The 14426-nt window shown below is 57.7% G+C and carries 14 protein-coding genes; 8 read left to right on the top strand and 6 right to left on the bottom strand.

The window, feature by feature from the left end:
• Positions 1-41: 41 nt before the first annotated feature.
• Complete coding sequence (locus tag F6Y09_RS16345) at positions 42-1163, bottom strand: muconate/chloromuconate family cycloisomerase (protein WP_152208018.1); 1122 nt, start codon at positions 1161-1163, stop codon at positions 42-44.
• Positions 1164-1269: 106 nt separating this feature from the next.
• On the opposite strand from F6Y09_RS16345, the gene F6Y09_RS16350 reads away from it, so the two are divergent.
• Positions 1270-2172, top strand: coding sequence for a LysR family transcriptional regulator (locus tag F6Y09_RS16350; RefSeq protein WP_152208019.1), 903 nt, complete (start codon positions 1270-1272; stop codon positions 2170-2172).
• Positions 2173-2214: 42 nt separating this feature from the next.
• On the opposite strand, the gene F6Y09_RS16355 is transcribed toward F6Y09_RS16350, so the two are convergent.
• A complete protein-coding gene (locus F6Y09_RS16355) occupies positions 2215-2994 on the bottom strand; it encodes an IclR family transcriptional regulator domain-containing protein (protein ID WP_152208020.1) in 780 nt (259 codons plus the stop codon).
• A 197-nt stretch (positions 2995-3191) separates the two neighbouring features.
• Between F6Y09_RS16355 and F6Y09_RS16360 the strand changes: the two genes are divergently transcribed.
• Genes F6Y09_RS16360 through F6Y09_RS16375 form a run of 4 tightly spaced genes read left to right on the top strand, consistent with a single transcriptional unit; the run spans position 3192 to position 6798 of the window.
• Positions 3192-4007: a CoA transferase subunit A gene (locus tag F6Y09_RS16360; protein WP_152208021.1), complete on the top strand. Its 816-nt coding sequence runs from the start codon at positions 3192-3194 to the stop codon at positions 4005-4007.
• Positions 4007-4783, top strand: a complete 777-nt coding sequence (locus F6Y09_RS16365) for a CoA-transferase subunit beta (RefSeq protein WP_152208022.1) — start codon at positions 4007-4009, stop codon at positions 4781-4783. The genes F6Y09_RS16360 and F6Y09_RS16365 overlap by 1 nt, the downstream gene beginning before the upstream one ends.
• Positions 4784-4788: 5 nt before the next feature.
• Positions 4789-5994 (top strand): 3-oxoadipyl-CoA thiolase, encoded by a 1206-nt coding sequence (pcaF, locus tag F6Y09_RS16370; RefSeq protein ID WP_281348229.1) that lies wholly within the window; start codon positions 4789-4791, stop codon positions 5992-5994.
• Between the two features lie 15 nt (positions 5995-6009).
• Positions 6010-6798 (top strand): alpha/beta fold hydrolase, encoded by a 789-nt coding sequence (locus F6Y09_RS16375; RefSeq protein WP_152208024.1) that lies wholly within the window; start codon positions 6010-6012, stop codon positions 6796-6798.
• A gap of 226 nt (positions 6799-7024) precedes the next feature.
• Here the strand turns inward: F6Y09_RS16375 and F6Y09_RS16380 are convergent, their stop codons facing one another.
• From F6Y09_RS16380 to F6Y09_RS16395, 4 genes are all read right to left on the bottom strand, one after another.
• Complete coding sequence (locus F6Y09_RS16380; protein WP_152208025.1) at positions 7025-8248, bottom strand: CaiB/BaiF CoA transferase family protein; 1224 nt, start codon at positions 8246-8248, stop codon at positions 7025-7027.
• Between the two features lie 400 nt (positions 8249-8648).
• A complete protein-coding gene (locus F6Y09_RS16385; RefSeq protein WP_152208026.1) occupies positions 8649-9434 on the bottom strand; it encodes a dioxygenase family protein in 786 nt (261 codons plus the stop codon).
• A gap of 2 nt (positions 9435-9436) precedes the next feature.
• Positions 9437-10402 (bottom strand): glutathione S-transferase family protein, encoded by a 966-nt coding sequence (locus F6Y09_RS16390; protein WP_152208027.1) that lies wholly within the window; start codon positions 10400-10402, stop codon positions 9437-9439.
• Between the two features lie 88 nt (positions 10403-10490).
• On the bottom strand, positions 10491-10967 hold the full coding sequence (locus F6Y09_RS16395; RefSeq protein ID WP_152208028.1) for a DoxX family protein: 477 nt from the start codon (positions 10965-10967) through the stop codon (positions 10491-10493).
• A gap of 164 nt (positions 10968-11131) precedes the next feature.
• Here F6Y09_RS16395 and F6Y09_RS16400 point away from each other — a divergent pair, with 164 nt between their 5' ends.
• From F6Y09_RS16400 to F6Y09_RS16410, 3 genes are all read left to right on the top strand, one after another.
• The gene (locus F6Y09_RS16400) at positions 11132-12040 is read left to right on the top strand and encodes a LysR family transcriptional regulator (RefSeq protein WP_152208029.1); all 909 of its coding nucleotides are present in this window, start codon (positions 11132-11134) and stop codon (positions 12038-12040) included.
• A 243-nt stretch (positions 12041-12283) separates the two neighbouring features.
• Complete coding sequence (locus tag F6Y09_RS16405) at positions 12284-13459, top strand: ABC transporter substrate-binding protein (RefSeq protein WP_152208030.1); 1176 nt, start codon at positions 12284-12286, stop codon at positions 13457-13459.
• Between the two features lie 98 nt (positions 13460-13557).
• Complete coding sequence (locus tag F6Y09_RS16410) at positions 13558-14421, top strand: branched-chain amino acid ABC transporter permease (protein WP_152208031.1); 864 nt, start codon at positions 13558-13560, stop codon at positions 14419-14421.
• The last annotated feature ends 5 nt before the right edge of the window (positions 14422-14426 follow it).

Consider the following 14426-nt stretch of genomic DNA (forward strand, 5'->3'; position numbering starts at 1 on the left):
CTCCGTTTGGTGATCTTTGCAGCCGGTTAATTTCCGGCCCATCAAGCGTTTCTGCGATAGAACGCGAGCTTGTCTTCATCAATCTCGACGCCAAGACCAGGGCCTTGCGGCAGGTCCACGCCGTTGTCATGGAAGCTCAGTGGTTTGACCACTATGTCGTCCTTCATCAGTAACGGGCCGAACATCTCGGTGCCCCAGCTCAGGGTTTCCAGGGTCGACCAGGCGTGGAGAGCAGCAACGGTGCCGATCGTGCCTTCCAGCAGCGTGCCGCCGTACAGGCCGATACCGGCAGCCCGGGCAACCGCAGCCTGTTCCAGGGCCCGGGCCGGGCCGCCAGCCTTGGCGATCTTGAGGGCAACGGCGCCCGAGAAGCCGGCGGCCGCCAGGTTGTATATATCGCTGGCATCGGCTACCGCCTCATCGGCGAGTATGGGCAGATGAAACTTCCGGGACAGGCGCACCAGCGCGGCGTAGTCCTTCATTGGTGTGGGCTGCTCCACCAGATCAATACCGGCAGCCTGCAATTCAGCCATGCCCCTGGCGGCAGTGGCTTCGTCCCACGCCTGATTGACATCAACGCGTACGCTGGCGGCTTCACCCACGGCATCCTTGATGGCGGCCACATGGCGAACGTCGTCCATCAACCCACGAGAGCCGATCTTGAGTTTGAAATCACAGTGGCGACCGGTTTCGATCAGACCGAGGGCTTCCGCGATATCCTGGGCGGTATCGCCGCTGGCCAGGGTCCAGAGCACCGGAATATGCTGGTGCACCGCGCCACCAAACAGGTCGGATACCGGACAGTTCAGCCGCTTGCCCTGAAGATCCAGCAACGCGGTTTCAATGGCGGACTTGGCCAGGTTGTTGCCGCGGGTTGAGCGGTTTAACATTACCCTCAGGGTATTGCTGTTGTCCGAGCGCTGCCCAATCAGTTGCGGCTTGAAATAGGTGTCTATGGTAAGTTTCACGCTTTCTGGACTTTCCGGGCCATAGGCCAGGCCGCCGATGGTGGTGGCTTCACCCAGACCCTCGACCCCATCGGAATCCCTCAGGCGCACAATCACCATGGCCTGAACCCCCATGGTTGTCATCGACAACTTGTGTGGCCGGATGGTCGGGATGTCGACCAGAATGGCTTCGATGGACTGAATGGTTGCGGACATGGGCTCTCCGAATCGCAAGTTAAAATGTCTGTGATTCGAACAGTACGAAGTTTCACGGACATGAACCAATATTGATTAAGTACTAACCGATACCCTGGAGGTATGGATGGAGCTGAGACACTTGCGGTACTTCGTGGCAGTGGCAGAACAGCTGAACCTGACCCGGGCGGCAGAAAAGCTGTTTATCGCCCAGCCTCCCCTGACCCGCGCCATCAAACAGCTGGAGGAGGAACTGCACGTCCAACTGTTTTTGCGAAAACCCAGGGGGTTGGAGTTGACGCCTGGGGGGGAATATTTTCTGGAGCAGGCACGCCAGATCCTGCACAAGGTCGAGGCCACCGTGGAGGACACGCGCCGTATTGCCCAGCATCGCAAAACCGTTTTCTCTATCGGTTTTGTGCCGTCTGTGTTCTATGGCCAGCTACCGCTGATGGTCCGGCGCCTGCGCCGCAACAAAAACCTGGAAATCATCCTCCATGAACTGAAAACCCGTGAGCAGGTGGACGCCCTGAAAAATGGCAAAATCGACATTGGCTTTGGCCGGGTGCGAATCGAAGACCCGGATGTTGAACAGAAACTGCTGTTTGATGAACCGCTGATTGCCGCCCTGCCCGCCGGGCACCCGCTCACCCGCCAGCCACCATCCATGACGGAGCTGGCTGGCTGCCCCATGGTGACATTTCCATCCGGGCCGGGGCCGAATTTTGCAGACATCACCCTGGGCCTGTTCCACCGCCGGGGCTTAAAGGTCAATGTCATCCAGCAGGTGAACGACGTACAGACTGCGCTGTCGCTGGTGGCCTCGGACATGGGCTTCACCCTGGTGCCAGAGCAGGTCCGCAAGCTTCACCGCGAAGGTGTGGATTACATGCCACTGGAAGATGACAACATCAGCACGCCGGTCATCGCCTCCCGGCGGCGGGGAGAAAATCCAAACGCGGTGATGCGGCTGGCGAATACCATTCTGGATGAGCTGGTGGAGAACCGGTTGACCGGGCGATATCCATAGCACGTAGCCGGATCGGATTTCCTTCCTCCGACCATGGAAACCTCATCGCGTGGTCCGACGCACCGCTTCAGCCGCTGTCTGCAATCGGGGGAGGTACACGCCCGTCAGCGTCTCCATATCCACGCGCGCGGCATTGGTGCTGATGTTGATCGCCCCCAGTAATTCTCCGTTGCCGGCAAACACCGGCACCGCGACCGAACGCAATCCCGAATCCAGCTCCTGATCCACAATGGAATAGCCCAGCTCTCGGACTTTGAGAATTTCGTCTCTCAACACATCCGGATTGGTCACAGAGGAGGCCGTAAAAGCCTCAAGTTTCGCCCGGGCAAGGAAGGCTTCCAGCTCGGCTTCCGGCAACTGCGCCAGCAGCACCCGCCCCATGGAGGTATAGGCTGCCGGCAGGCGGGTGCCCACCGATAATGTGATGGCCATCAACCGATGCCGCGCCGAGGAGCGCACCACGTAAACCACGTCATCACCGTCCAGCACCGCCAGCGAGGACGACTCTCCCAACTCGGCGGTGATATCTTCCAGGTATTGCTGAATGACTGCCCGGTACCGGTTCGAGGCCTGGTAGGCATAGCCGAGCTGCAATACCCGGGGCGTGAGCTCGAACTGCCGGCCGCTTCGTTTCACGAAGCCCAGCGAATGAAGGGTGAGCAGGAAACGCCTCGCCTTGGCCCGGTCCATCCCGGTACAGGCCGCCACTTCGCTCAGGGTCATGCGGGGATGCTCGGCATCGAAAGCTTGCAACACCTCCAGCCCCGAGGCCAAGGCGCCTACATAGTCCCGGTCGCCCGGTTTGAGAATCTGATCGTCCATGCCTGCTCCTTCCTCATCATAAAACTGTTTCGGCGCATGGTATCAGCTCGTTCGGTCTCCGAACATCCGTGCATTTTTTGGCAACTGGTGAAAATTTGTACTTGACGGCGGCAAAACCTTCGAGTCATTATGTTCGCATATAAAACTTATGTTCGTATATCGAACTTTTCAACAATCACCTCAATGGAGACACTGTGATGGCTGAATTCCTCTCACTCAAAGAGGCCGTGAGTCGCCACATCAATAACGGCGACACGGTCTGCATGGAAGGTTTTACGCATCTGATTCCGTTCGCCGCAGGCCATGAAATCATCCGCCAGGAAAAGCGTGACCTGACCTTGATCCGCATGACGCCGGATCTGATCTACGACCAGATGATCGGCGCCGGCTGCGCCAAAAAGCTGATTTTCTCCTGGGGCGGCAACCCCGGCGTGGGTTCGCTGCACCGCCTGCGGGATGCCGTTGAGAAGGGCTGGCCGAACAAGCTGGACATCCTCGAACACAGTCACGCGGCCATGGCCAACGCCTATGAAGCCGGTGCTGCAGGCTTACCACTGGCAATTTTTCGCGGCTATATCGGAAGTGATCTGCCCAAGGTCAACGACCAGATCAAGTTCATTGAGTGCCCGTTCACCGGTGAGCGCCTGGCCGCCGTGCCATCGATTCGCCCGGATGTGGCTGTGATTCATGCCCAGCGCGCCGACCGTAACGGCAACGTGCTGATTGAGGGCATTGTCGGCATCCAGAAGGAAGTGGTGCTGGCCGCCAAGCGCAGCATCGTCACCGTCGAAGAAATCGTGGATGATCTGGGTGCGAGCGTGAACGCCTGCGTGCTGCCGTCCTGGGCCATCACCGCCATTGCCGAGGCACCAAAAGGCGCCAGCCCGTCCTACGCCCTGGGTTATTACGACCGGGACAATGCCTTCTATAAAGAGTGGGATAACATCGCCCGCGACCGGGAGACCTTCCAGGCCTGGCTGAAAGAAAACGTATTTGAAAAAGGAGCTGCGTGATGAGCCTTGAATTTACCTCTTCGGAAATGATGAGCGTCACTGCCGCCCGCGCACTGACCAATGACATGACCTGCTTCGTTGGCATCGGCCTGCCCAGTGAGGCCGCCAATCTGGCGCGTCTGACCCACGCGCCGGATGTCACCCTGATTTACGAGTCCGGCACCCTGCAAACCAAGCCGGACGTTCTGCCGCTGTCCATCGGTGACGGCGAGTTGTGCGAGTCTGCCCTCACAACTGTGTCGGTACCGGAAATGTTCCGTTACTGGCTGCAGGGTGGCCACGTCAGCGTCGGCTTCCTGGGTACCGCCCAGATTGATCGCTACGCCAACCTGAATACCACTTTGATTGGTGATTATCGCGAGCCCAAAGTCCGCCTGCCCGGCGGTGGTGGCGCGCCGGAGATAGCCACCAGTGCAAAGGAAGTGTTTATCACCGTCAAGCATTCCAAACGCACCTTTGTTAAGGATGTGGACTTTGTGACCACCGTCGGCTTTGGCCGTGACGGCAAGGCCCGGGACAACGTCCCCCATATAGGCCGTGGCCCCACCGTGGTGATTACCGATCTGTGCATTCTCAAGCCCGACCCGGACACCAAAGAACTGGTGGTCACCTCCCTGCACCCGAACGTCACCCGGGCAGAGGTGATCGAGGCCACCGGTTGGGAGATCCGGTTTGCGGATCAGTTGCAAACCACGCCCGAGCCGAGCACCAAAGAGCTGGCGGTCTTGCGGGACCTGAAAGCGCGCACCAACACTCATCATTCAGGCCAAAAGTGAGGACTATCATGACTAACGTTTATCTCTGCCATCCCCGCCGTTCCGCCATTGGCCGCTTCGGCGGCACTCTGTCCGGCGTTCGACCCGACGACCTGGCGGCCCATATCTTCAAGGCGGTGCTGGAGCAAGCTCCGGACCTGAACCCCGCCGCCATCGACGAAGTCATGATGGGCTGCGCCAACCAGGCCGGTGAGGACAACCGCAACGTGGCCCGCATGTCTGCGCTGCTGGCCGGTTTGCCCACCTCCGTACCCGGCACCACCCTCAACCGCCTGTGCGGTTCCGGTATGGATGCCGTGGGCACCGCGTTTCGTGCCATTCGTGCCGGTGAGATGGACCTGGTGCTGGCTGGAGGTGTGGAATCCATGTCCCGCGCACCCTATGTCATGGGCAAGGCTGACTCTGCCTTCTCCCGGGGCCAGAAGATTGAAGACACCACCATCGGCTGGCGTCTCGTGAACCCGCTGATGAAAAAGCAGTACGGCATCGATGCGATGCCGGAAACGGCAGAAAATGTGGCCGAACAATATAAGGTGTCGCGGGAAGATCAGGATCTGTTTGCCTTCCGCTCTCAGGAAAAAACCGCCCGGGCACAACAGGCAGGCATCTTCGCCGAAGAGATCGTGCCGGTGTCCATCGCACGCCGGAAGCAGGATCCGCTGGTATTCGATACCGACGAGCATCCCCGTGAAAGCACCCTGGGTAAGCTCGCTGCTTTGCCGACGCCGTTCCGGGACGGTGGCAGCGTCACCGCCGGCAATGCCTCCGGCGTAAACGACGGCGCCGCTGCGATGCTGGTCGCCAGTGAGAGCGCCGTTAAAACCCACGGTCTGAAGCCCATGGCCCGCATTCTGGGTATGGCTACCGCCGGTGTAGAGCCGCGCGTGATGGGCATTGGCCCGGTACCCGCCGTTCGCAAACTGCTGGAGAAGCAAGGCGTCAGCATTGACGACATTGACGTGATCGAACTCAACGAAGCCTTTGCCGCCCAGGGGCTGGCCGTGTTGCGCGAGCTGGGCATTGCTGATGATGATCCCCGCGTGAATCCGAACGGTGGCGCCATCGCCCTGGGTCACCCTCTGGGCATGTCTGGCGCCCGGTTGTTACTGACAGCAGCCCACCAACTCCAGCGCACCGGAGGCCGTTACGCCCTTTGCACCATGTGCGTGGGTGTCGGCCAGGGTATTGCTACACTCATCGAACGGGTCTGAGACTAAGGAGAGAGCATGGCGTTTCTGAAACACAACGGCCGCACCATCTGTTACCGCCTGCTGGGTGATCCCACCAAACCGCTGCTGGTTTTGGCGCATCCCCTGGGTATGACCCAGGGCGTGTGGGACGACATGATCCCGGCACTGCTGGGCAAATTCCGGATACTGACCTGGGATCTGCCAGGGCATGGTGCCAGCGCTGCCTGGCCGGACCAGTCCGACGAAATCACACCGGAAGACCTGGCCCAGGAAGCGCTTGCGCTTGCAGCGGTTGCGGATGCGGAGACTTGCCATTTTGTCGGCACGTCGATTGGCGGCGTGATTGGCCAGCAACTCATCAGCCAGCATTCCGACAGGTTGCTCTCGGCCACGCTCACCAATACCGGTGCGGTTATTGGCACGCCAGAAGCCTGGGATACCCGCTCGGCCAACGTACTGGAGCTCGGTCTGGGTGCCATGGCGGTGGATATCGTGCCGCGCTGGTTCGGCCCTGCCGCCTGCAATCAGCAGCCGGCCCTGGTGCAGGGATGGCGCGTGATCATGGGGCGTGGTGATGACCGCAGTTACGCCCTGCTGTGTGAAATGTTGGGGCGCGTGGACTTCCGGGAGCAACTCGGCGAACACCGCGTACCTCTCCACTTGGTTGGTGGCTCCGACGACGTTGCCACACCGCCGGACACGCTGAAAGCACTGGCCCAATGCAGTGGCGCCCCGGATCCGGTCATTCTGGCGCAAATCGGCCACGTTCCCTCGGTGGAATGCCCGGGGACGTTCAGCCAGCTGTTGATTGACAACCTGGCCTGAACCCCAGTCCTGAGCCAGGCCCGGTGCCTCCGGGTCTGGTATTTACCCTGCCTGGCCACTGTCACAATTCGTGAAGAAGTACCAGCATCAATAATACCTACCCTCTGGATAGGGCGGGGAACAACAGATTAGCCCATTCCCGATACCTTGGGTGCCTGGCGCTCCGCAAAGTAGATATGCCTTAAAGCTGCAGACTGTTCAGATGGTGCCGGTAGCCATCGAGGAGTCAAATGACACCTCGGGCCTGTAAATCCCGGATTTCGTCGGTGGATTTGCCGAGCACTCTCTGCAGAGTGGTGACGGTGTCCTCACCCAACAGAGGCGGTGCTTTTTCGTAGTCCTGCCTGGTTTTCGAGAACTTGATCGGATTTGCGACTCCCGGGACCTTACCCAAAAGCGGATGCTCCAATTCAAGCTTCATGTTCCGGGCCTTGACCTGTGGATCCTCAAACACTTCGGCAATGTTCTGGATGGGACCACAGGGCACGTGCACGGTTGCCAGACAGTCCATCCACTCCCGACTGGTTCTCATGCGTGTGTATTCACACAGTTTGCCGACCAGCTCTTGCCGGTGACCAACTCGTTGCGGGTTAGTGACGAAACGGGGGTCCTCTGACAGTTCCTTGCATCCCATAATCCCGCATAACCGCTGGAATTGAGCATCATTGCCAACAGCAATGATGACCTCCCCGTCCTTGGTTGGAAACGGCTGATAGGGGGCAAGATTCGGGTGATACTCACCGGTTCGGCTCGGAACCGAGCCACTGCAAAAGTAATTCAGTGCCTGATTAGCCAGCCAGCTAACCTGAACATCCAGCAAAGCCATATCGATATGTTGACCCTCACCCGTTTTCGAACGGTGATGAATTGCAGCGAGAATTGCGATGGTCGCGTTCATCCCTGTGGTCAAATCAGCGACCGCCAAACCGACACGCTGAGGCCCGGCACCTGGCTGTCCATCAGCCACGCCGGTAATGCTCATCAGCCCGGACTGCGCCTGAATCAGATAGTCGTATCCCGCGTTATCTGCCATGGGGCCGGTTTGCCCAAACCCGGTTATCGAACAATAGACAAGCCCCGGATTTAACGCAGAGAGATCCGCATAACCCAGGCCTTTCTTCGCCAACCCTCCGGTCTTGAAATTTTCGACCAGAACATCGCACTGTACCGCCATTTCACGGACCAGAGCCTGTCCCTCAGGCGTGCCGATATCCACGGTAACCGAGTATTTTCCGCGATTCGCCGAGAGGTAGTACGCTGATTGAGTGGTTGGATTACCTTCCCGGTCTTTCAGCCAGGGCGGCCCCCAATGACGAGTGTCGTCCCCCAACTGAGGTCGCTCGACTTTAATCACTTCAGCGCCCAGATCAGCCATTATCTGGGTGGACCAGGGCCCAGCCATGACGCGAGACAAATCAAGCACTCGAATTCCTGTTAACGGACCAGGCATACCGGACTCCTGAATCAGAGTGAATTTTCAGCGTTGCGGATCATCTGCTTCGCAATGACCAATTGCTCGCTTTTTGCTCGGGGGCGCATTTCCAGTGGAACCAGGCGCTCCCGGACATACCGGGGTCAAGTGGGGTAAACCGTTTTCGTCAATCGCCAGACCTTATATTTCACCATCGCCTGTAACCAAAAATTGCTATTTAAATTATCCTGTACTCACCAGCCCTTTGATGCAGACAGTATCCCTAAAGCAGTTGCCAGATGCCAAGCGTTCTAAAAAATCCTTGAGATCAGCGGTTCCCCTTTGCCTGTCTCCCAATAGGAAAGCTTGTCACCATCCCCCGTTGTAAAGGAGTTGATCTCCTGTCCGTGACAAATTATCGCAAACGACGCCATGCATTTTATTCGAACCCGTAAATATCCATAGCCAGCACCCCATATTCATAACTGCCGTGCAAGTGCTTGATCGTTGGAGCTTCACCCGCCGCACCCATGGCCACGAACAGCGGGGATATATGCTCCCCGGAGGGATGGTTGCGTTTGGCGAAGGGTGCGTTTTCGTAGAAATTGACCAGTGATTCCGAGTCATTCCGTTCCAGTCGCTCGTTCATCCACGTGGCGAAGTCGGTCACCCAGGGCGGCACGGGGGCATTGATGTCGTGACCACGGAGTTCGTACAGATTGTGCGTAAGCGATCCGGAACCCATCACCAGCACGCCGTCCTCACGAAGTTGGCTTAATGCTCGCCCAATCCTCAAATGTTCCTCTGGCGTCGCGCCTCGCACCACAGAAATTTGTGCAACCGGAATGTCAGCCTGTGGGTACATCAGGCTCAAGGGCACCCATGCGCCATGATCCAACCCGCGGGTGGCGTTGGTCTTGACAGTGAGGCCTTCCCGTTGCAGAAAATCCGTGGCACGAGCAGCTGTTTCGGGTGCACCTGGCGCGCCATACTGAATCTCAGATAAGGCGCGTGGAAACCCACCGAAATCATGAATTGTTTCAGGATCGGGCGTCAGGGACAGTGCTGGCCCGCCCACAGATTCCCAATGGGCAGACGCCACCAGGATCGCTGTCGGCTTTGGCAAGGCCTTTCCCAGCCCCAACAAAAACCGATGGGCAGGGCTCTCCTGAATCGCCAGCATCGGCGAGCCATGGGATATGAAAAGGGTGGGCATATGCGCCATGGTCAATCTCCTAGCGGGTCCGGATTACTGGAAGGCCCAGCCGGCACAATCCCGGTAGGGTTCAAGGCCTTGATGGAGTAATAGCCCGCCTTGATATGGTCCAGGCTCACAGTGTTTGCAATACCCTCCAGCGCCAGAATCCGTTGCATGTAAGTGTGTAGGCTCGGCATGGCCTGCAGGGTATTACGGTTACATTTGAACAGCCCATGGTAAGCGGCATCAAAACGCACCAGGGTGACGAACAGGCGCACGTCGGTTTCCGTCAGTCGGTCACCAAACAGGTAGGTACGTCCGTCCGCCAACCGGGTCTCCATTTCGTCCAATGCGGCAAACACCTTGCCATAGGCCTCTTCATAGGCTTCCTGGCTGGAGGCGAACCCAGCCTGATACACGCCGTTGTTCAGATCCGTGTAAAGGTAGGCGTTCAGGGCATCAATATCGGCGGCAAAGTCCTCCGGGTAAAGATCCGGGCCCTGATTCACTATCCCTGAAAAAGCACTATTGAGCATCCGGAGAATATCGGCGGACTCATTGTTGACAATGGTTCCGGTCTGCTTGTCCCACAGTACCGGTACGGTGGCACGCCCGGAGACCGCCGGATCAGCCTGGGTGTACAGCTCATACATGTAGCGCGCACCATTGAGCACATCCTCATCGGCACCCGGGTAACCTCCGAATTGCCAGCCCTGATCGGTCAGCCGCGGATTGACAACCGTGACACCGATGACGTCCTGCAACCCTTTCAGTTCGCGAGCCATCAGCGCCCGCGAGGCCCAGGGACAGATATACGCAACATAGAGATGGTAACGCCCGGTCTCCGCCTTGAATCCCCCAGACCCGGTCGGGCCAGGGGCGCCATCCGGCGTAATCCAGTTCCGAAACGACGAGGTCTGGCGGATAAAGCGCCCCTCGTCATCTTTCGCCTGTACCGGCTGCCAGTTATCTTTCCACTCACCGTTGACCAACATGATCCATTCTCCTGCTAAAGAGGCGCTCCCACTCATCGGGAGCGCCAGTGTCAACGCTAATAGACGGATGCGTTCATTCCAAAGACATTTACGCGTTAGCGCGCTGCTGGTTCCCGGCGCCACCAAGTCGACCAAGCACTACGTTGTCCACTGCAAACCGTCCAGCGCCCTGTACAGCGAGGGCCAGCGAGACCACAAACAGGGTCAGGGCATACTCGTAACCGTTGTTGGCCATGAACAGACCGTTACCGATATGAACGGAGAATATGGCCACCAGCATTGCAAAGGCCGCAACCAGGGCGGCCGGTCGTGTCAGCAGGCCCAGTACCAGCGCCAGACCGCCAAAGAATTCGGCACCGCCGGCCAGCAGAGCCATCAGGTAGCCCGGCTCCAGGCCGATGCTGGCCAGCCACTGCCCGGTCCCTTCCAAACCATAGCCACCGAACCAGCCAAAGAGTTTCTGTGCACCGTGGGCTGCCAGGATCAGCCCGACCGGTACCCGTAGAATAAGCGCCGCATAACCGCCGCCGGAGTTGAACAACGTCTGTGCAAATTTTGAGTTCATAATGATCACCTTGAACCTTTCTCGGTTGATGTTTCCTGAAGCCCCGCTTCAGATCATGTGTTCACTGTACTATCACTTTTTATAAGGACTAAGATGGCTAGCGTTGCTTAATTACCAACACCACGTTGATAATTTGAAAAGCCCGCGGCCAAAAGGACAGTCCCATGGACCGGATCGATGCCATGCACGCCTTCGTCACTGTGGTGAACGAAGGCAGCTTTACCCGCGCTGCAGACCGGCTGGAAATGTCTCCACAGTTGGTCAGCAAGTACGTTTCCCAACTTGAACAACATCTTGGCGTCCGTTTGCTCAACCGCACCACTCGCAAAATCCATCTGACGGAGGCAGGCACTCGCTATCAGCACCTTGCCCAGCAGGTACTTAACGATATCGACAACATGGAGAACCAGTTAGGTGACCTGCAAGGCCAGGCCCGGGGCGTTTTGAGAATCAGTGCTCCGGTATCCTTTGCCATTCATCACATGGCGCCACTGCTGAGCGAATTTCAGAAAGTCCATCCCGCCGTGGGGATCGATCTGCAACTGAACGACCGCAAAGTCGACATTGTGGAGGAGGGGTTCGATATAGCCCTGAGGATCGGCCATCTGAAAAGCTCGTCACTCATTGCCAAACGGATTGCGCCGGTAAGACTGGTACTGTGCGCCTCACCAGACTATCTGAAACAACACGGCACACCCGAACGACCGGAAGATCTCAGGGACCATCGTTACCTGCGCTATAGCTACATGGAGTTGGACGCCAGCCATACAGTGTACCGATGGCTGCAAAACACGGACCGTGACAAAAACAGGGAGATGGTCAGCAACAACGGTGATGTGCTCGTGGCAGCGGCCATAGCCGGTGCAGGTATCGCCCTGCAGCCTACGTTTATTTCTGGCTCTGCCATCCAGCAGGGAAAGCTGCAAGTCGTTCTGCCAGACCATGAAGCAGAGCCCATGGCACTGTATGCGGTTTACGCACACCGGCAGTTATTGGCGAGTAAGGTCCGTAGTTTTATCGACTTTATGGGAGGTTATTTTGGCGATCCCCCGTACTGGGATCAGTTTGAATAACGGTACAGAGCGTGGGGGAGGTAAAACGACCTGCGCTTGGCGGATCAGGGTCTCCGGGACGATTTTTATCCGCTCAAAGGGCTTTCACAGCCTTTTGGTTTTTTTATCTCCCAACCATCTGAATTTAAACACCAGGATAATTCATCTGCAATCACCGGACACCCCTGTGCAGAAAACGGATATTTCCAAAGTGCCTTCAGGCCTCTAATGACAGAACCCACAACAACAATCTGAGGTGTTGAAATGAGCAGGATCAAGATTCTTGCCAGTGCTGTACTGGCAACCACCCTTACCGCCGGGCTCTCTACCTCCGCCCTGGCGGCCGCCGGTGACCCGGTAAAAATTGGCATCATGCTGCCTTTCAGCGGCATTTACGCACAACTCGGTGAAGCCGGTCGCGATGGCCTGAAGCTGGCATTGAAGGAAAATGCCTCCGAGCTGCACGGCTCTCCGGTGGAATTCATCGAGCTGGACACCGAAGCCAAACCGTCCCGTGCGCCGGAGCTGGCCTCCTCGATGCTCAATCAGCACGAAGCAGACTTCGTAGTCGGCCCGGTTCATTCCGGTGTTGCCATGGGCATGATCAAGATGCTGCGCGGCAAGGACACCATCATGATTGTCCCGAACGCAGGTTCCGCTGCGGCAACCGGCCCCCTGTGTTCTCCCAATATATTCCGCACGTCGTTCTCGTCCTGGCAGCCTTCTTACCCCATGGGCAAGGTGGCATTGGAGAAGGGCTATAAAAAGGTTTATGCCATCAGCTGGAACTATGGCATGGGTCGCGAGAGTCTGGATGCCTTCAAAGAGTCGTTTACCGCCGGGGGCGGCGAGATTGTCGAGGAAGTGTTGCTGCCCTTCCCGTCGACCAATTTCCAGTCTCACGTCAGTGACATCGCAGACCAGAATCCGGACGCCGTGTTCACCTTTTTCGCCGGTGGCGGTGCAATCAAGTTTGTGAAGGATTACGACGCCATGGGCCTGCGCGGCAAGATCCCGCTGCTGGGTTCCGGCTTTCTCACCGAGGGCACGCTGCAGGCTCAGGGCGAGGCTGCCGAGGGTGTGGTAACTGGCTTGCACTACGCCGAAGAGCTTGATGTTCCCAAGAACCGGGAATTCCGTGAAGCCTTCAATACCGAATACGGTCACTACCCGGATATCTATGCCGTCCAGGGATACGACGCCGGACAGGCTATTGCCAGCACCATCAACCAGCTCAAGGGTGATATTTCGGACAAACAGGCCGTGATCAGCACCATGGAGAAACTGACCATCGACAGCCCAAGGGGGGAATTCACCTTCTCCAAGGCTCACAACCCGATCCAGAACATCTATCTGCGGGAAGTGAAAGATGGCGTGAACATGGTGCAGAGCGTGGCTGCTGAAGCGCTTGAAGATCCGGCTCGCGGCTGCAAGCTCTGAGCACCGGTTCCGTTAGCTCCCGGCAACCGCCGGGGGCGCCCCCGAAGCTGCCTACCTGCCTCTGAACTGACTTATCCGTAAAACCGTTGGGTACCACTATGTCTACCGAACTTTTTTTTGTGCAACTTATAAATGGTCTCCAGTATGGGTTGCTGCTGTTTCTGATCGCCTCCGGCCTGACTCTGGTATTTGGCGTCATGGGCATTCTCAACCTGGCCCACGGTTCCATGTATATGGTGGGTGCGTATCTGGCGTGGTACTTCGTTGCCATCACCGGCAGCTTTACCGCAGCCGCCATTCTCTCGGCCGTAGTCGCTCTTGGACTGGGCATACTCATAGAGCGGGTGTTGATACAGCGGCTCTATAACCGCAACCACCTGGATCAGGTGCTGCTGACCATCGGCATGATCTTCGTATTCAATTCCCTGCAAAGCATACTCTGGGGCAACGATCCCTACGGTGTCGCGGTTCCAGAGGCGCTGAGCGGTTCTGTGCCATTTACAGACAACTCCAGTTACCCGGTGTATCGCATCTTCGCGGCCCTGATCTGTATTGCCATTGCCGCGGCGCTGTATTTTGTGGTGAGCAAAACCCGCCTGGGCATGCTGATCCGCGCTGGTGAATCCAATCGGGAAATGGTGGAAGCCCTGGGCGTCAATATCAAAAGCCTCTACACCATCGTGTTCGCCATTGGTGTAATGCTGGCCGCCATTTCCGGCATTATCGCCGCGCCCATGCGCTCCATTGTTCCGGGCATGGGGGAAAGTGTGCTGATTACCTGTTTCGTGGTGGTGGTCATCGGTGGCATGGGCTCGATCAAGGGTGCCTTCGTGGGTGCCCTGCTGGTCGGGATTGTCAGCACCTTTGCGGCGGTACTGATGCCCACCATGTCCAACATGATTATCTACATCTTTATGATCCTGGTGCTGCTGGTGAAACCCCAGGGCCTGTTCGCCAAGTAAGCGGA

It is taken from the genome of Marinobacter changyiensis (assembly GCF_009193265.1).
Classification (GTDB): Bacteria; Pseudomonadota; Gammaproteobacteria; order Pseudomonadales; family Oleiphilaceae; genus Marinobacter; species Marinobacter changyiensis.